General features: G+C 62.1%; 24 protein-coding genes. 9 read left to right on the top strand and 15 right to left on the bottom strand.

What is annotated here, in order from left to right; all coding sequences use genetic code 11:
* Positions 1-6: 6 nt before the first annotated feature.
* Positions 7-387, top strand: a complete 381-nt coding sequence (locus IF809_RS29255) for a DUF4267 domain-containing protein (RefSeq protein WP_453994587.1) — start codon at positions 7-9, stop codon at positions 385-387.
* Between the two features lie 12 nt (positions 388-399).
* On the opposite strand, the gene IF809_RS29250 is transcribed toward IF809_RS29255, so the two are convergent.
* The 3 genes from IF809_RS29250 to IF809_RS29240 form a co-directional block, all read right to left on the bottom strand.
* Complete coding sequence (locus IF809_RS29250) at positions 400-594, bottom strand: hypothetical protein (protein WP_462839284.1); 195 nt, start codon at positions 592-594, stop codon at positions 400-402.
* A 69-nt stretch (positions 595-663) separates the two neighbouring features.
* On the bottom strand, positions 664-1,452 hold the full coding sequence (locus IF809_RS29245) for a DUF1365 domain-containing protein (protein ID WP_462839283.1): 789 nt from the start codon (positions 1,450-1,452) through the stop codon (positions 664-666).
* Positions 1,453-1,457: 5 nt separating this feature from the next.
* Positions 1,458-2,771 carry an NAD(P)/FAD-dependent oxidoreductase gene (locus IF809_RS29240; RefSeq protein WP_462839282.1) on the bottom strand — a complete coding sequence of 438 codons (1,314 nt, stop codon included), beginning with the start codon at positions 2,769-2,771 and terminating at the stop codon, positions 1,458-1,460.
* A 231-nt stretch (positions 2,772-3,002) separates the two neighbouring features.
* Between IF809_RS29240 and IF809_RS29235 the strand changes: the two genes are divergently transcribed.
* From IF809_RS29235 to IF809_RS29225, 3 genes are all read left to right on the top strand, one after another.
* A complete protein-coding gene (locus IF809_RS29235) occupies positions 3,003-3,809 on the top strand; it encodes a DUF1295 domain-containing protein (protein ID WP_462839281.1) in 807 nt (268 codons plus the stop codon).
* A 134-nt stretch (positions 3,810-3,943) separates the two neighbouring features.
* Positions 3,944-4,345, top strand: coding sequence for a DUF2177 family protein (locus IF809_RS29230; protein WP_462839280.1), 402 nt, complete (start codon positions 3,944-3,946; stop codon positions 4,343-4,345).
* A 2-nt stretch (positions 4,346-4,347) separates the two neighbouring features.
* Positions 4,348-4,842: a TspO/MBR family protein gene (locus IF809_RS29225; protein WP_462839279.1), complete on the top strand. Its 495-nt coding sequence runs from the start codon at positions 4,348-4,350 to the stop codon at positions 4,840-4,842.
* 58 nt (positions 4,843-4,900) lie between these two features.
* On the opposite strand, the gene IF809_RS29220 is transcribed toward IF809_RS29225, so the two are convergent.
* The gene (locus tag IF809_RS29220) at positions 4,901-5,665 is read right to left on the bottom strand and encodes an EAL domain-containing protein (RefSeq protein WP_128963754.1); all 765 of its coding nucleotides are present in this window, start codon (positions 5,663-5,665) and stop codon (positions 4,901-4,903) included.
* 358 nt (positions 5,666-6,023) lie between these two features.
* Here IF809_RS29220 and IF809_RS29215 point away from each other — a divergent pair, with 358 nt between their 5' ends.
* From IF809_RS29215 to IF809_RS29200, 4 genes are all read left to right on the top strand, one after another.
* Complete coding sequence (locus IF809_RS29215; protein ID WP_128963755.1) at positions 6,024-6,212, top strand: hypothetical protein; 189 nt, start codon at positions 6,024-6,026, stop codon at positions 6,210-6,212.
* Between the two features lie 525 nt (positions 6,213-6,737).
* Positions 6,738-6,953, top strand: a complete 216-nt coding sequence (locus IF809_RS29210; protein WP_128963756.1) for a hypothetical protein — start codon at positions 6,738-6,740, stop codon at positions 6,951-6,953.
* Positions 6,954-7,196: 243 nt separating this feature from the next.
* Positions 7,197-7,517, top strand: coding sequence for a hypothetical protein (locus IF809_RS29205; RefSeq protein ID WP_462839278.1), 321 nt, complete (start codon positions 7,197-7,199; stop codon positions 7,515-7,517).
* Positions 7,518-7,529: 12 nt separating this feature from the next.
* Entirely contained in the window at positions 7,530-8,156 is a 627-nt protein-coding gene (locus IF809_RS29200; RefSeq protein WP_462839277.1) for a hypothetical protein, read from the top strand.
* A gap of 101 nt (positions 8,157-8,257) precedes the next feature.
* Here IF809_RS29200 and IF809_RS29195 read toward each other — a convergent pair whose 3' ends face one another.
* The 10 genes from IF809_RS29195 to IF809_RS29150 all read right to left on the bottom strand — a co-directional run bounded on the left by IF809_RS29195 (position 8,258) and on the right by IF809_RS29150 (position 13,268).
* Positions 8,258-8,560, bottom strand: a complete 303-nt coding sequence (locus IF809_RS29195) for a hypothetical protein (protein WP_462839276.1) — start codon at positions 8,558-8,560, stop codon at positions 8,258-8,260.
* A 20-nt stretch (positions 8,561-8,580) separates the two neighbouring features.
* Positions 8,581-9,165, bottom strand: coding sequence for an RNA polymerase sigma factor (locus IF809_RS29190; RefSeq protein ID WP_128963760.1), 585 nt, complete (start codon positions 9,163-9,165; stop codon positions 8,581-8,583).
* 82 nt (positions 9,166-9,247) lie between these two features.
* Positions 9,248-9,895: a ChrR family anti-sigma-E factor gene (locus tag IF809_RS29185; RefSeq protein WP_462839275.1), complete on the bottom strand. Its 648-nt coding sequence runs from the start codon at positions 9,893-9,895 to the stop codon at positions 9,248-9,250.
* Entirely contained in the window at positions 9,892-10,437 is a 546-nt protein-coding gene (locus tag IF809_RS29180; protein WP_462839285.1) for a sigma-70 family RNA polymerase sigma factor, read from the bottom strand. Before IF809_RS29180 ends, IF809_RS29185 begins: the two co-directional genes overlap by 4 nt.
* Before the next feature lie 429 nt (positions 10,438-10,866).
* A complete protein-coding gene (locus IF809_RS29175; RefSeq protein ID WP_462839274.1) occupies positions 10,867-11,700 on the bottom strand; it encodes a sll1863 family stress response protein in 834 nt (277 codons plus the stop codon).
* 17 nt (positions 11,701-11,717) lie between these two features.
* Positions 11,718-12,287, bottom strand: coding sequence for a PepSY domain-containing protein (locus IF809_RS29170; RefSeq protein WP_244659442.1), 570 nt, complete (start codon positions 12,285-12,287; stop codon positions 11,718-11,720).
* Between the two features lie 51 nt (positions 12,288-12,338).
* Positions 12,339-12,638 carry a hypothetical protein gene (locus tag IF809_RS29165; protein ID WP_453981612.1) on the bottom strand — a complete coding sequence of 100 codons (300 nt, stop codon included), beginning with the start codon at positions 12,636-12,638 and terminating at the stop codon, positions 12,339-12,341.
* A 40-nt stretch (positions 12,639-12,678) separates the two neighbouring features.
* Positions 12,679-12,897: a hypothetical protein gene (locus IF809_RS29160; RefSeq protein WP_244659443.1), complete on the bottom strand. Its 219-nt coding sequence runs from the start codon at positions 12,895-12,897 to the stop codon at positions 12,679-12,681.
* 18 nt (positions 12,898-12,915) lie between these two features.
* On the bottom strand, positions 12,916-13,071 hold the full coding sequence (locus tag IF809_RS29155) for a hypothetical protein (protein ID WP_462839273.1): 156 nt from the start codon (positions 13,069-13,071) through the stop codon (positions 12,916-12,918).
* Positions 13,068-13,268, bottom strand: a complete 201-nt coding sequence (locus tag IF809_RS29150) for a hypothetical protein (protein ID WP_128963765.1) — start codon at positions 13,266-13,268, stop codon at positions 13,068-13,070. The genes IF809_RS29155 and IF809_RS29150 overlap by 4 nt, the downstream gene beginning before the upstream one ends.
* A 437-nt stretch (positions 13,269-13,705) precedes the next feature.
* On the opposite strand from IF809_RS29150, the gene IF809_RS29145 reads away from it, so the two are divergent.
* Positions 13,706-14,185, top strand: a complete 480-nt coding sequence (locus IF809_RS29145) for a hypothetical protein (protein ID WP_128963767.1) — start codon at positions 13,706-13,708, stop codon at positions 14,183-14,185.
* A 30-nt stretch (positions 14,186-14,215) separates the two neighbouring features.
* Here IF809_RS29145 and IF809_RS29140 read toward each other — a convergent pair whose 3' ends face one another.
* Positions 14,216-14,869, bottom strand: a complete 654-nt coding sequence (locus tag IF809_RS29140; protein ID WP_128963768.1) for a TetR/AcrR family transcriptional regulator — start codon at positions 14,867-14,869, stop codon at positions 14,216-14,218.
* Between the last annotated feature and the right edge of the window lie 160 nt (positions 14,870-15,029).

Here is a 15,029-nt window from a genome sequence, read left to right as displayed (position 1 = left end):
ATCATCATGCATGTGTTCGCGCTCGGAATTGGATCGGTCTTGGCCCTCGCGATCATCGCGATCGGTACTCTCTATGTTGCGCGCCCGTTGACGGCGACGCAGAGCTTCGGCTTGCCCCTTCCCGGGGAAGCGGACAACATCGCGGGGTGGCTGCGTCTCAAGGGGGTGCGCGACATCGCCTCCGGCTTGACCGTGCTGGCGCTGATGATGTGGGGTACGCCCTCGGCGGTCGGCATCGTGCTCTTGGTCGAAGCGGTCATCCCCCTCGGCGACATGCTGGTCATTCTTGCCGCGAAAGGCTCGATCAAGAGCGCGTTGGGCATGCACGGTCTCACGGCGGTGATCATGATCTTGACGGCGGCGGCACTGATCGTCGACGTAGCCTGAGCGGCATCGACACTAACCCATGACATAGCGGCGGAGCCGAATCACCGGCATGCTCCTGTCCATGCTGATGTCGACCCCGCCGAGCACAAGAGTCAGGCCGCCTCCCTCCTGCGACGATTGCAGGATGCCGGCGATCTTCAGAGCCGAGATCGTCGATCCGCGATCCGCGCGGGCCGTGCGCGTCCACCAATGCGGCAACTGCGCCAAGGTCATCTGGGAGGAGTGAGGGGGGAGCTTGCTCGCCTTGAATTCAGCTCTCGAACGAGATCCATGGTTTCAAATTGCAGGCTGTTTCGACCGGCTCACGTAGGGAACGCCTTTGATCCAAAGCCGCAGCGCCTCCCAATGGATCGCGGCGATCACCTTGATGGTAAGAAAGGGCAGACCGAAGAATGCCGCCAGGAGACGGGGGCCGGTCAGCCGACGCCGCCGTCCGAAAAAGGCGGCCGCAAACATGACACCCTGTTCGTTGCTCTGCAGGATCCTGACCCGCACATGGCGCGCCGGCGGGGAGATGCTGAAGCGGTAATGCATCTCCATCTCCATGAAAGGCGAGACGTAGAACTGCTTGGCCTGGGTCTGACGTATCGCCCGTTCACCGGGCGCCTCTTGCACCGGCAGGACGTAGGAATGCATCTCTCCGAAGGTGTTGCGCACCTCGTAGATCAACAACGTGAGCTCGCCGGACGCGCGATAGCAAAAGTAGATCGAGAGCGGGTTGAACACGTAGCCCAGCACCCGCGGATAGCACAGAAGCAGAACCCGGCCTCCGGACAGGTCGATGCCGCGCTCGGCTGCCAGCTGCCGCACGTAGTGGCTCAGCTTCGCGCCTTTGCGGTCGCCGTGATCGCGCTCGTGGAAGCTGAAGATCGCGGCGCGATTGACGGCGAACAAGCGCGACTGCCGATCCGCCTCGTCCAGTCGGTCCAAATCGATGAGAAGGTTCATCACCTCGTAGCTGAACCTATGCTGCACCGGCCGCCAGCGCGCGTGCATCACCTTTCCCCTGTAGAGCACGACCGGAGCGGGTGGATCTCTGTCTCTGGGCGGTCTCGACCCGAACATCGACGCTACTCGGCTGCTTGCGCCAGCACTGACATGGACTGGCGCCAGGGCGGCTCGCAGCCCATGGCCTCTGCTATCCGGATCCCGGACCGCAGACCGTCTTCGTGGAAGCCGTACCCCGTCCACGCTCCACAGAACCATGTTCGGCGACGGCCTTGAATTGCAGGCAGCCGTCGTTGGGCTGCGAATGCAGCCATATCGTAGAGCGGGTGAGCGAAGCTGAATTTTGCAAAAGTCAGGTCGGCGGCCGGCTCTCGCGGCGGGTTGAGGCTGACGAACAGCGGCTTGCGATCGTCGATGCCCTGCAGCCGGTTCATCCAATAGGTCACGGCGACGTCGTTCTCGACGGGTGTTTGCCGCGGCCATTGCAGGAAGTTCCAGGAAGCCCATGCCTGGCGGCGCTTTGGCATCAGACTTGGATCGCGATGCAGATAGACGGCGTTGGGGCTGTAGCGGATTGCGCCGAGAATGGACTTCTCCGCCGCGTTCGCGTCGGTGAGCGCCGCCAGGGCCTGGTCGCTGTGGCAGGCCATCACGACCGCATCGTAGCTTTCCACGCCGCCATGACTGTCGCGGATCGTCACGCCATGCTCCGTTCGGGCGACTGAAGTGACGGCACAGCCTAGCCGGATCACGTCCTTGAACATAGCGGTAAGCTTGTCGACATAGCGCCGGCTGCCACCCTCGACGGTGAGCCAGCGCGGGCGGCCCAGGTGCAGGAGCCTGTGATTGTCGAAGAAGCTGACGAAGTTCTCCGCGGGAAACGACAGAATATCCGCCGGCGTGGACGACCAGATGGCGGCCCCCATCGGTCCGAGATATCTGGAGAACAGGTGCGCGCCAAACGATTCCTTTTGCAGATATTCGCCGAGCGTCATCTTCTCGAGCCGGCCGGCGCGCAAGTCGGCGACGCTCTGCCTGTTGAATCGCACGACTTCGGCCAGCATGCGAAAGTGTGACGGCGAGGCGAGGTTGCTCGGTTGGGCGAACAGACCGCGTGCCGTTTGCAAGATGCCTGCGCCGCCCCCGCGCCATTCGAAGCGGCCGCGATCGGCGGACATCGCAAAGCTCATGCACGTCTCGACGGTCTTCACCCCCAGATGCGTGAACAGGGATGTCAGCTCGGGGTAATTCAGCTCGTTGAACACGATGAAGCCGACGTCGACGTCGATGGCTTCGCCATCATAGTCGATCCGAACGGTATGACTATGCCCGCCCGGTCGCAGCTCGCGTTCGTACACCGTCACAGCGTAGCGCTTCGACAGGAGCCAGGCAGCCGCATTGCCCGCAATCCCCGTCCCGATCACTGCCAAGCGCATCTTTCAACTGCCCCCATTGCAATATTGTCGGCCCAAAGCCGTAATGAAACGTCCCGGCGTCAAAGCCGTCTGGCGCGGCCGGGCGTCATCGATCGGCATTCCGTCTGCAGGCCGTGAATGGAACGCTGGCGGACGCAGCTTGGATCACCGTGCCCCTCGGGCTGGCTTGGAGCCGACGATGAAACCGGTGCATAGGTTAGACGTATCAACGGAAAACAGCGCCGGTGAAGGATGCTTGTCCCGTACTTTCAGACCGTGGCCGGCATTGCTCTGGCTCTTTCCGCGTTGATGGCGCTGGCCTGGATCGTCCAACAGCGCACGGGCAATTCCGGCTGGGTGGACGCCATCTGGTCCTATTCGGTCGGTTTGGTCGGCGCCGTTGTCGCCCTATGGCCTCTCGACGATGGGTCGTCGGCTCGCCGGGTTCTCGTGGCAGGGCTGGTACTGTGCTGGTCGGCAAGACTGGGGACGCACATTGCGCGTCGTTCCGCCGCAGGTCTCGATGATCCGCGTTATGCGAACTATGCGCGCGAATGGGGCTCCGCAGCGCCACGCCGGATGTTCTTTTTCCTGCAATCCCAGGCGCTGGCTTCGGTCCCGCTGCCGTTTTCCATTTTTCTCGCCGCGCACGCTCCGGGCCCGGGCCTGGGACTGCAGGACTATGCCGGAGCGATCATCATGCTGGCAGCAGTGGTCGGCGAGGCCATCGCTGACGAGCAATTGCGTCGCTTCAAGCGCTCGCATCCCGAAGGCGGTCTGATTTGCGATACCGGGGTCTGGCGCTGGTCACGCCATCCGAACTATTTCTTCGAGTGGCTGGGATGGCTGGCCTACCCTGTCATTGCGCTGTCGCCTCAATACCCCTGGGGGTGGGCCAGCATCGCCGCGCCAGCCATCATGTACTGGATCCTCGTGAAGGTGACCGGCATCCCGCCGCTCGAGGAACAGATGCTGCGTTCGCGAGGCGAGCGCTATCGCGCGTACCAGGCCAGAACCAGCGCGTTCTTCCCGTGGCCGCCCGGACAGCGGCTGCATTGATTCCGCGCCGCGAGGCCAGGCGATATGCTGGCGAGCGGCAAGAGCGAATGCGCCGGGTGGGGTGATCCGTTTCGACCTGCGGGCCGTTAAACCCTCGTCAGGCTGGCGACTGAGAGCGCGGAAGGGAACGCCGTATGAATCTGGTCTTCACGTATCTCACGGTCGCGATTACCTTCCTCGGTCTCGACATGATCTGGCTCAGGACCATGGTCGAAAGGCTCTATCGGCCGGTGCTCGGCGACATGCTGCGGTCCGAACCCAATCTGGCCGCTGCCGCGGTGTTCTATCTGGCTTATCCGCTCGGGCTGATCTGGTTCGCCGTGCTGCCCGCGCAGCAGGACGGTGGCGCGCTGCGCGCGTTCGCTTCCGGTGCGCTGCTGGGCTGCTTCACCTACGCGACCTACGATCTGACCAATCAAGCAACGCTGCGAAGCTGGTCGACCGGCTTGTCGGTGGCGGACATCTGCTGGGGATCGGTTCTCGCCGGCGTCAGCGCCTGGACCGGCTTTCTCGTCGTTCAAAGGATGACGTCCTGATCATGAGCGCCACAACCAAGCCGCCGATGGAGCAAGGCCGCAAGAGCGGGAATTGGTATCACCGCGCCGCGTTTCTCTGTCTCGTTCCCGCCGCGGGGCTTCTGATCGGTGTGCTCAATCGGCCCGGGGCCTGGTATGCCGCACTGACCAAACCGCCCTTCAATCCGCCGGATGCCGTCTTCGCCCCGGTTTGGACCATCCTGTTCCTGCTCATTGCCGTCGCGGGATATCGCACTTTCGAGGCAGGGCCGCGCGGCGCCGCCATGAAGATATGGATCGTTCAGATGATCCTGAACTTCGCCTGGTCGCCGATCTTCTTTTCGCTTCATCGCATGGACATCGCACTCGGCGTGATCATTGCGATGTTCGTCGCCATCGTCGCATTCGTCCGGCGGCAGTGGAGCGCAGACCGGCTGGCGGCGTTGCTTTTCCTGCCCTATGCCGGCTGGGTCGCGTTCGCGATGCTGCTGAATCTCTCGCTTCTTCTGCTCAACTAGATGAATCGCGCCATTTGCGAGAAAGCTGGCGTTGGAGGTGCCTCTCTCTCTCGTGGCTTCAACCGGAGGCGAGCCGTCCACCCAGGTTCGCGATGGCAGGCAGAGACATGAACGCTGGCCTCGCGAAGTAGTAGCCCTGGAAGAGCGTGATCCCCGCAGCCCTTAACACGGTCAGTTCAGCCTCGCTTTCAACGCCCTCCGCAAGTATTGTGATCCCAAGCTGCCGAGCGATCGACGCGATACCAGACACGATCACCTGCTTGGACGAACTGAGGTGGATGTCTCTGAGAAGCTCCATGTCAATCTTGATCAGATCGGGTTGTAAGCGCGCAAGAAGGTTCAGCCCCGCGTAGCCTGCCCCAAAGTCGTCCAGCGCCGTCAAAAATCCGAGCTTCTTGTAACTGGCAACGATGTTTTCCACGTGTGCGGGATCCTTCATCCGCTCGTTCTCGGTGAATTCGAACATCAAGTTGTGAGGAGGGAAGTTGGCTCTTTTGGCTGCCTCAAGCGATTTCTGGATGCACGCCCGCGGCTCATAGACGGCGTTCGGCATGAAGTTGATGGAAAGCCGTGCCGCCGGGTCGTGAAACAGCTTTCCCGCCGTCTCGATCGCCATCACGCGAGCAGCCTGATCGAACCGATAAAGTTGATCATCGGTCAGCTGACTCAGAACGCTGTGCGCACTCTCCCCATTCGGACCGCGCACGAGTGCTTCGTAACCCCAAATTCGATCCTGCGCGACCTCGACGATCGGCTGGAAAGCCATTTTGAAGGCGAACCGTAATTCGGTTCCATTTGCACATCCCAAGCACCTTGCAGCCATGCCTTCCCCCAATGCTCAATCGAAAGACAATAGGAAGTAGCGGTTAAGGAACGACTTGCGTGGTGACCCGACCCGGCCGTGACGTATGGCGACCGCGTAGCTCGGACAGCTGGGCCTTCGCGAGTGTTCCAAAGTGAACAGTTGGGGATGCTGAAGGCGTGCGCCGGGGGTTTCTCAACTGAGAGCTCGTGCCGATGACTCAAGGACTCCTTCGCCAAACGGTGGCTGAGATCGACGCGTTCCGGTTGAGAGCACCGTGGAACTTGGAACGATATTTGGGCCATCTGATTGGCACGTTGGTCCACCTCAAGCTGAGGACCGGCAGTTCCTGGAAAGCGCATTGATCAGGGAGGACACAATGAACGACGAGCGAAAATCATCAAAAGCGGGAGAGCGGGCCGCAGAAGGCTTGCGCCAAGCAGCTTCCAAGGAAGAAGCAAAAAACGAGAGCAAGATGGGGCACGATCTGGCTAAGGGCGCTGATCGTTTCGAGGAGCGCTCCAAAAGCTCGGATGGAAAAAGCGCAGGCGAGAAGCAGAAAGACTAAATCCACAGCGGACCCGTCGCGGCCTCCCGGCACGAGGTTTCCAAAACGACCGCGTGCCTTCACGTACGAGGCGAAGGCGCGTCTCGTTGCTCGTACCTAAGAGGGGCGGCGAGACACCTCCAGGGACTCCGACCGAGGCCCTGCACCTTTCCTCATTTGATGTCTGCTTCTGGCCTGCAAGGTAAGCCGCAGTCATCCAGAGGTTTTTTGATGCGCGTCTGCGATAGTTTGCCCGATGCGCCACAATACTCCCGTCGGATCAATAACCACGAAATCCTGCATTGCCGAATTCTCCTCGTTTCGGGGTCGCCACCGCGTCTGGAGGCTGGCAGCTTCATTGGGTGATTTTTGGTTGGGATGTGCGTTGCAGCTTGTGCGCGGAAATTGTTAGGCGTCGAGATGCAAGACCGGCTGTGTGTTATTGGCTTTAGGCTACGAGCGAATGACAGCTATTGGGAAGAACTGGCAAAAACCAGAGGAACGACGAAACGCGGATCGGGTTGATCCATCACCGAGGATCGTTCGATGGACAGAGCTTCGATCTATGACGAACTGAGCCGAGTTGAGCGAGAGGTGGTTGCAGGAGAGCGCCAACTGGCAGAACAGGAGCGGCTGGTTCTCGACTTGAAACGGGAAGGTCAGAATACTTCCGGCCCTGAAAGGGAACTGGAAAGGCTGCGTGAACGCCAGCGCCTGCGCGATCAAGACCGCCAAAGACTGCTCTCCCTCCTGCAGCCCTGACTCACAGCGAAAGCATTGCCTCGGGTGAAGGCCGGTGAAGAGGACCGGATCCGGCTTGAGCGGCCTTCGTCAATCGACCGCGCACGCCGTCGAGTGCGGCCTTTGGGTTCGGAAGGCAATCAGAATATTCGGCAAATAATCGCCGATCACAGGGTGATGCGGCATTCCGCGTCTCTGCGCACTAGCAACCAATTCGAATCCTGCTTGTTGTCGCCGGCACAATCACTTGCAGGAGACAAAGAAATGTCACGTATAACTTTGCTGGCCGCAACCCTGTTGCTGCTCGCGTCGGCGCCCGCGGGCGCCCAGTCGCAGCCGGCGCAAAGCGGGCCTGGCAACAATGCCATCAACAGCTCCGATAAGAACAATGCGAACGCTCCCGTCGCGGGCCGCAACAGCTTCACCGAGGGCCAGGCGAAATCGCGGATCGAGGAGGCGGGATATTCCAACGTCTCCGGCCTGCAGAAGGACAACCAAGGCGTCTGGCGCGGCAAGGCCGACAAGGCCGGCACCAAGACCGACGTCAGCGTTGACTTCCAGGGCAACGTCAATTCCACGAAATAAGGAGCGGATATCATGACGACCACCATCTCTCGTCTCTACGACAACTATTCCGACGCCGAGCGGGCCGTCACCCGGCTCGAGAGCGCCGGCGTGCCGCACTCCGACATCAGCATCGTCGCCAACAATTCCGACAATTGGTACGGATCACGGAGCGGTAAAGTCGACCGTGACCGCGACGGCGTCGACGATCGTGCTGAAGGTGCCGGTGCGGGTGCCGGCATCGGCGCCGGCATCGGCGGCGCGGCGGGCCTTCTCGCTGGCTTGGGTCTCCTGGCCATTCCGGGTCTCGGTCCGGTCGTGGCTGCGGGATGGCTCGCCTCCACGGCTGCCGGTGCGGCCGCTGGCGCTGCCACAGGCGGTATCGTCGGCGCACTCACCCAAGCCGGCGTCTCGAAGGAAGACGCTTCGCGCTACGCGGAAGGCGTTCGCCGCGGTGGCACGCTCGTCACCGCGAAGGTGCCCGACACCGATCGCACCCGTCTCGATGCCCTTCTCCATGAGCGGTCCGTTGACCTCCAGCAGCGCAGTTCGGCTTGGCAGAAGTCCGGCTGGACCGATTTCGATGCCGCGAGCCCGCCGTTGTCTCCCGAGGATATCGGGCGTGAGCGCGAGCTTTACGGCGCCGGAGCGCGGCGCTAGCTCTCCGTCGGTCTCGACAAGACAAAGGCCCCGTGCAGCGGGGCCTTTTTTCGGGACACGCCCGCTTTCACACTGCCGTCGGTGGGCTGCCGCCGGCATCGTCATGGATGCAGAGGTTTCCCAAGCTCACCCAATGCCTCCCTGGTTTCCGCGATCTTCTCGCATAGCAACGTGAAGGCTGTCTGCATTCGGCCGTTGGCGTCGTGGTCCAGCAATAGCGATGACGTTTCGACCAGCCTGTCGCCCAAATGCTCCATCACGGTGAGCAGGTGATGCAAGCCATCCGCAGGCTGCTCGACCGCAATGCGTTCGATCTCTCGCACGATCTCCTCGAGCCTGATGACCGCGGACACAAGGCTGTCGTCGTGCCTGCGCAGTGGAAATTCGATGATCTCGGCGGTCAAGGCCGGGGTTTCCCTCACCATCAGGCGGTGCCGGATGCGGCGAGGCAGTCCTTGCGGACTGTCAGGAGAGCCCGGTGCAGCCAGGTCTTTATCGTCCCCACCGGCACGCCGAAGCGCCGTGACAGATTGGCTCGGCTCTCGCCTTCGAGATAGGCGAGCGCCACCAGCGCGCGGCGATCTTCCGGCAAACGAGCCAGTGCGCCAAAGGCGATGGGTTCGGCGCGGGCGTAGTCGAGCTCGTCGCTCGCTGATGGATTCTCGGCGGCCGCAATCGACAGCGCCTCATCGAACGCGTCAGTCGGCAATCTTCTGACGCGCAGATGATCGATCGCGGTATTGCGCACGATCGCGGAAATCCATGCCATCGCCGGAGCGCGCTCGGCATTGAACCGGGAGGCGTTGCGCCAGATCTTCAGATAGCTCTCTTGCAGGACGTCTTCGATATCGTGCGGCGGTACGCCGACGGCGAGCGCGGTCCTGCGCAGTCTGCCGCGCGTTATCATGTGCAGCGCCGAGAAAGCGCGTGCGTCCCCGCGTGACACACGCGCGAGCAGTTCGGGCAATCCGTCGCTCTGTGGCTGTGTTGCCCGACGTGAGCAGGCCATGTCCCGTCTCCCTTGCGTTCGGCTTTGAAACGCTGGGGGATCGCGGTTGGATCACCCCGGGAAAGAAGGACTGAAGAGGGATCTAAAGCCTCACGAACGGCCCGATCAGCCGGCCAAGCAGACCGTTGATGCGCAGATCACCTGTCATCGCAACCAGGCAGAGGCACGGGCCTTCGTCGCCGACGATCGGGCGATGATCGACCTCGTCGTCGCCATAGTCGAAATCGCCAGGACCAAAACGGCCGCCCTCGTGGCTGAAGCTGCCTTCCAGCACGAGCGTCAACTCGGTGCCGGTGTGCGTGTGTTCGAGCATGCGCGTGCCCGGCGCGGACCTCAGCAGGAAGGCCCGCGCCTTGCCCGCGCCGGACAGCTCGATCGGCCGCATGCTCAGACCTGGCGCAACGCGCCTTGGCTTACCGACCCTGTAGTTTCGAAGCGCCGGTGGAACGTCTCGCACCATTCCGAACGTCTCGGTCGAGGGCGGCGCAGCTCTCGGTTTGGGCGCGTCGTCGATCCGGGCCAGCACGCGCTCGAATGCATCCGATGCCACCGGCACCGGAGCGACCTCCTCGAGTGCCAAGCCCGCAAGCTGCTCCATCGCGCGCACGAACCGGGCGCACCCTGCGCATTCTGCGACATGCACCCCCACGACCAGATGGTGGGCCTCTTCCAGCCTGCCGGCGGCAAAGTCGGCCAGAAGATCTTCCGGCGGATGATGGCTGATGGTCATGCTTCTTCGTCCAATAGCTCTCTCAGGCGGTTCATTGCCAGCCTGATGCGCGACTTCACCGTTCCCAACGGAATTCCGAGCAGGGCAGCGATTTCCGGATGCGGCCTTTCCTCGATGAAGGACAGCCTCACCACCCTGGACTGCTCCGCCGACAATAGCTCGATGGCCGACGTGATCCGGGCAGCATCCTGAACGCGCGAAAGGACCGCATCGACCGGTTCTGCGGGATCGGGCGTATCCGGCAGCTCGGCAACGCCCCGCACGCGGTCTGCCCGCGCCTTGCTGCGGAACATGTCGATCCGCAAGTTCCGCGCGATCGTGAAGATCCAGGCCGCGGCCCCTGACGTCGACGGATCGAATTGGCTCGCCTTCCGCCACACGGCGATCAACGTGCTCTGGGCGATCTCCTCGGCCTCGTCGGCGTTGCATCCGGCCTTCAGCATCAATGCCTTGATGCGAGGCGCGAAATGCTCGAATAGGCCTTTGAATGCCTCCTTGTCGCCCGAAGAGGCGACGCGTCCGATCAAATCAGCCCAGTCCACCTTCGCCTTCGGCCCTTTGCTCGCACTGGTCGACAGCCGCGCGACAATTCCGCGAGGCACGCCGGCCCTGGCGCGGATTGGCACAGTTAAAGCTCGGATAGCAGCGACCATGGTGGCTCGACAAGCAGCTTCTCGCGTCTGGAACGTATGGCAGGGGGCGATGGATCACTTGCCCCCGAAAGTTCCCGGGCTTGCCTGAAGCCAGCAAGGCGATTGCCTCTCAATAGACCGGCCCCAGGTTCGGGCCCCTGGGGCCACCATTTCAAGGTCCTGCTGATGCGGGTCGGTTTTTGTTTTGACTGATAGCCGCGCGGCGTTAATGCATAAAAGGCACGTCCGGCGAGCGCGGCGGCGTGGAGCAAGAGGACCTGAGGGGTCAGGAGAGTTGGATTGGTTCTCTCCGGACCCCGACCGCAAACCAGACGGCGCTCAGCTCTTCGAACCGGAGCCCTTCAGTGCATTCCAGGCTGCCTGATTGGCTTGATCGAACGCCTTGCGGGATTCCGCGAGCGCTGCGCTCAGCACGGACCAGGACTCGCTGCCGGCCTGCTTGAGCTTCTGCAGTTGCGCTTCGGCCTGGGACGCATCGGATTTCATCTGCTTGAGGGCGGCTTCCAGGTCGCCCGCATGCGCTGCGGCGACCCTGCCGGCCGCCTCGCGGAACTTGTCGGCGGCCTCGCGCCAGGCCTTTCCCTGCGCGGCGGCAATGTCCTTGAAGGTCGCTTGCTGCTGCTCGATCTGCTTGCCGGTGCTTTCGAAATACGTCTTCATCTGTGCTTCGAAGCCATTCCACTGCTTCTCGAACTCCGTCCTGTTGCGCGCCCAAGCCGCTTCGCCAGCTTCGGCTTGCGCCTTGAGCTGAACCTGGAATTCGTCTCGGCGCTTCTTCAAGTCGGCGATGATCTGCTCGGCCTTGACTTTGGATTCGGCCTTGGCTTCTCCGGCCTTGACTTCAAACGAGGCGAGTGCGGCATCCATCTCGTCGATGCGTTCCTTGGCCCAATTCAGGTAGAAATGCACGCTGCTTTGCTCCGCCATGACGGTCTCCTTTGACTGTTCGAATTGAGATGATCCCCGAGCGCCGCCTCGCTCGCGTTGACTTGGCTCAACCTTTCCTTGTCGTCCGATGTCGCAACCTTCAGGCCGGCAGATAGGGAAAGGTCCTTGCCCTATCATCACCGCTCGTTTGCCTCGACATTTCGGCACCCGCCATGCGGTTGAGAGCACTGATCGAGGCTGAAAGTTCACGGTGAGTTCGCGCACTGGTCTTGATCCTCGTGCTAGGGACGAGCCGAGTTTTGCTTGCCGACTTTCGGCGGTTCGAGCATCACTTCCTTCAGATGATCCCCGGCGGCGACGACGATGACGAAATTGAGCTTGCCGTCCTGTCGCATCAAACCGCCGGCCAGCGCGCTGCCCGCCGCCGCCCTCTCGGCGACCTGCACGGCATCCGCCAATTCCTGCTTGATCCATTTCAGGGCAAGGATGTTGGCGAGGTCCTCCCGATCGAGCTCCTTCAGCGACGAGGTTATCTCCTTGCCCGTGATGCTTCCGGTATTTGCGTCGATGGTGTTCTCCCACACGCGCTCATTCCGGATCGTGCGAACGCGGTAAATGGGCGGGCCGTCGATCTCGAAGCTGATGTCGGCGGTCTTCGAGCCGTCGTGCAGGCGTTCGGCGATCGCCATGGCCCGGCTGAGCGGGATGCGTGTGGTGCGGAATTCCGCGAGAACGCGGCGGATAGCGGCCTCTTCTGCTTCACTTTGCGTAGTGGCGGTTCGGGTGCCCACATCCGCGGGAGCTTGGACATCGGCAACGGCTGCGGTCGCGGCGAGCGTCGCGGACCACATGATCAGGGCAAACAGATGGTGCTTCGACATCGGATCTCTCGGTCTGGTTGGTCAATCGCTTGCGATGGGCGCGTGAGCGACGACGATCTCCTTGTCGGAGAGCGCAGGCGGCGACTGATGGGTATCGATCACGACGCGCTCCGGCACCCTCACGTCGGAGTGGATGCGGATCTGAGGCCGCGCGGGATCTGGCTCGGAGGACTGACCCGGCAGTTGCGCCGGCAGGACCCAGTTCGCCACCCAAAGCAAACAGACCAGCACGCCACCCACCCAAAGGAAGTAGCCGCGCAAGGGGAGGGCGCTATCGAGCGGCTGCCTCGCCCGCATGAACATCGCGGATCGCCGACTCATAGCGCCTCGCTCCCGGCAACGATGGGACTCCGCCTCATCGTCAGATACTCCAGGGGCGCGGGTGCCGGCGCGCGAGCTTGGCGTCGAGATAGCCGCCCTTGTCGAGCCACTCCGCCGGACAATAGGCGCCGGCTTTCGGATGGATCATGAAGCCGTCGCGCTCCAGCGCCGCCCTTGTTCCGGTGACGCCGGTCCACACGGTCTCTCCGCTGGATGGATTCACCTCCATTACGTCAAAGACTTCGACGAAGTTCAGCATGTCAGGATGCTCGCCATCTCACGCCGCCTGCGACAGGCGGTCGAAATCCGCAGGCGCAACGCCTCTGCGGGCGAGCTCGGTCTCGATCGCGTCGAACACGCATTCGACCGGCGCGATCCAGACGTTGACCCAGTAGATGATGCAGCCGCGGGCAATCAGCAGAACCGGCGTCATGCGACCGTCCTCCGCTGCAGTCGAACCGGGGCGGGCTCGCGCGTGGCGAGGGAATGTGCCCACGCGATCATCGCGATCGTGATGCCAAGCAGCAGGCTCAGTGCCACGAGGCACAACGCGACAATCACGTTCAGCGATGCAGCGGCGAGGCCGGGCAACGGATTTTCGCGCATCAATGCAAACAGCAGTGTTGACATTCCGCGTCTCCTTAATAAAATACACCGTATAGTTCATATAAATCACGCGCCCTGGCCGGAGTCAAGACCAGTGCGTCACAAGCGCGTGTGCGGGATCAAGACGGCGAGGCTCCGCCTCGGCCAACCGAAAGAGAAAGGATATGACATGAGGAAGTGGACGCAGGTGCTGTTCGCAGCGGTCGTGGTCGCGCTCGGGAGCGCGGCAGCATCAGCCCAGGAGAACCGGGGCACAGCGGAGCAGCGGGCGGCCTGTACGCCCGACGCTTTTCGTCTTTGCAGTGCCTACATTCCCGACCCCGCGGGAGTGGAGGTCTGTTTGCGGCAGAGGAAATCGAATCTGAGCGAGGCGTGCAAAGCGGTGTTCGATCATGCCGCCACCGGCTCGGCCAGGGGCAGATAAGGAGCGATGTTGCGGCGTGATGTGACGAGGCGCTGCCTTGAGCCACAATCGCACTGCGACAGGAGACAGGAGCGATCTTATGACCACGGTGTATATACCGGCCCTGGCTGCGTTCGGCGGCTCTGCATTCGGCGCGCTCTCGACCATCGTCAGTGGATGGTTCAGTGGACGCCGAAGGCGTCGCGAGCTTCATCATGCCCGCTCGTTCTCAAGGCGCGAACAATTGTACCATAGCTTCATCGAGGAGGCATCACGGCTCTATGCCGAGGCCCTGGTCAACGATCAGGCCGAAATCCCGCAACTGGTCAGCCTCTATACGCTGGTCGGACGCATGCGGATCTTGTCGAGCACCGAGGTTGTCCAGGCCGCCGAGCGAGCCGGGCACCTGATCATCGAAACATATCTGTCGCCAAATCGCACCTTCGTAGATCTCCCCAAATTCATCGAGGAGATGGATCCGTTGCGCGATTTCGGCGAGGCCTGCCGCCGCGAGCTGATGAACATTCCGGCGCAGTGAAACGTCAGCCAACGACTCTCAGCCGTAGCGCTAGTGCGGCCAGTCGGTCTCGCAGGCTGCCAGGAAAAAGCCGACGCGCTCGCGTACGAAGCCCGGAAGCTCCTTCTTCAGGTCTTTCGGGGTTTCACCGACGAGCGAGCGAAACAGCATCGGCAGCAGGATGAGGTCCAGGAAGATCTGAGCTGTCGCCCGGCTTCGCTTCGCGCTGAAGGGCCCCCTCGGGGTGCGAGTGAGCTTCTGCGTGGCATCGTCCAAAAGCTGGGACACCGCGGCCAGGGAGCGATCGCGCGCGGCGTCGTGAACGTTGCGGCTAAGTTGGGGGAATCGCTGCGACTCGGCGATGGTGGCGCGCACCATGCCCAAGGATTCCTCGACCACTCTCTCGACGATGGCGGTGCCGAGGCTCATCAACTTATCCTCGATGGTGCGGCCCTCGGGCGAGAAGCCCTCGAAGTCCGTCAATCCGTCGATGGTGCGGGCAACCACCGCCGCGAACAGCGCTTCCTTGCCGGGGAAATGCGCGTAGATCGTCGGCTTGCTCGCAGGGGCGAGCTCGGAAATGTCGTCGATGCTGGCGCTGCGGTAGCCCTTCTCCAGAAACAGCTGTTGGGCCGCATCGAGAATGCGCGCCTGTGCGTCGCCAGCGAGATCCTTGGGCGGTCTGCCTCGCTTCGTCTTCTTCATTTTTGATCTCCGAAATCACGAGTCTGTGCGCTTCGCTTTCCCACTTGACATGCTCAGAGAAGAAAGGCAAGAAAAAGAAAATATACGGTATAGTTTATTAATTCGCGGATTTTGCTTTCGCGAGCTTCGCGGGCGCTCCGGTCGGGAGCGCACACGTTTT

Source organism: Bradyrhizobium sp. UFLA06-24, from assembly GCF_054967145.1.
This window is presented reverse-complemented; position numbering and strand designations above follow the sequence as displayed.

What these genes read in the sequence shown, in the direction of transcription:
- IF809_RS29255 (WP_453994587.1), top strand. Translation starts at nt 7, where the DNA reads ATGCATGTGTTCGCGCTCGGAATTGGATCGGTCTTGGCCCTCGCGATC.
- IF809_RS29245 (WP_462839283.1), bottom strand. Translation starts at nt 1,452, where the DNA reads ATGTTCGGGTCGAGACCGCCCAGAGACAGAGATCCACCCGCTCCGGTC.
- IF809_RS29240 (WP_462839282.1), bottom strand. Translation starts at nt 2,771, where the DNA reads ATGCGCTTGGCAGTGATCGGGACGGGGATTGCGGGCAATGCGGCTGCC.
- IF809_RS29235 (WP_462839281.1), top strand. Translation starts at nt 3,003, where the DNA reads ATGCTTGTCCCGTACTTTCAGACCGTGGCCGGCATTGCTCTGGCTCTT.
- IF809_RS29230 (WP_462839280.1), top strand. Translation starts at nt 3,944, where the DNA reads ATGAATCTGGTCTTCACGTATCTCACGGTCGCGATTACCTTCCTCGGT.
- IF809_RS29225 (WP_462839279.1), top strand. Translation starts at nt 4,348, where the DNA reads ATGAGCGCCACAACCAAGCCGCCGATGGAGCAAGGCCGCAAGAGCGGG.
- IF809_RS29220 (WP_128963754.1), bottom strand. Translation starts at nt 5,665, where the DNA reads ATGGCTGCAAGGTGCTTGGGATGTGCAAATGGAACCGAATTACGGTTC.
- IF809_RS29215 (WP_128963755.1), top strand. Translation starts at nt 6,024, where the DNA reads ATGAACGACGAGCGAAAATCATCAAAAGCGGGAGAGCGGGCCGCAGAA.
- IF809_RS29210 (WP_128963756.1), top strand. Translation starts at nt 6,738, where the DNA reads ATGGACAGAGCTTCGATCTATGACGAACTGAGCCGAGTTGAGCGAGAG.
- IF809_RS29205 (WP_462839278.1), top strand. Translation starts at nt 7,197, where the DNA reads ATGTCACGTATAACTTTGCTGGCCGCAACCCTGTTGCTGCTCGCGTCG.
- IF809_RS29200 (WP_462839277.1), top strand. Translation starts at nt 7,530, where the DNA reads ATGACGACCACCATCTCTCGTCTCTACGACAACTATTCCGACGCCGAG.
- IF809_RS29190 (WP_128963760.1), bottom strand. Translation starts at nt 9,165, where the DNA reads ATGGCCTGCTCACGTCGGGCAACACAGCCACAGAGCGACGGATTGCCC.
- IF809_RS29185 (WP_462839275.1), bottom strand. Translation starts at nt 9,895, where the DNA reads ATGACCATCAGCCATCATCCGCCGGAAGATCTTCTGGCCGACTTTGCC.
- IF809_RS29170 (WP_244659442.1), bottom strand. Translation starts at nt 12,287, where the DNA reads ATGTGGTCCGCGACGCTCGCCGCGACCGCAGCCGTTGCCGATGTCCAA.
- IF809_RS29165 (WP_453981612.1), bottom strand. Translation starts at nt 12,638, where the DNA reads ATGAGTCGGCGATCCGCGATGTTCATGCGGGCGAGGCAGCCGCTCGAT.
- IF809_RS29160 (WP_244659443.1), bottom strand. Translation starts at nt 12,897, where the DNA reads ATGCTGAACTTCGTCGAAGTCTTTGACGTAATGGAGGTGAATCCATCC.
- IF809_RS29155 (WP_462839273.1), bottom strand. Translation starts at nt 13,071, where the DNA reads ATGACGCCGGTTCTGCTGATTGCCCGCGGCTGCATCATCTACTGGGTC.
- IF809_RS29150 (WP_128963765.1), bottom strand. Translation starts at nt 13,268, where the DNA reads ATGTCAACACTGCTGTTTGCATTGATGCGCGAAAATCCGTTGCCCGGC.
- IF809_RS29140 (WP_128963768.1), bottom strand. Translation starts at nt 14,869, where the DNA reads ATGAAGAAGACGAAGCGAGGCAGACCGCCCAAGGATCTCGCTGGCGAC.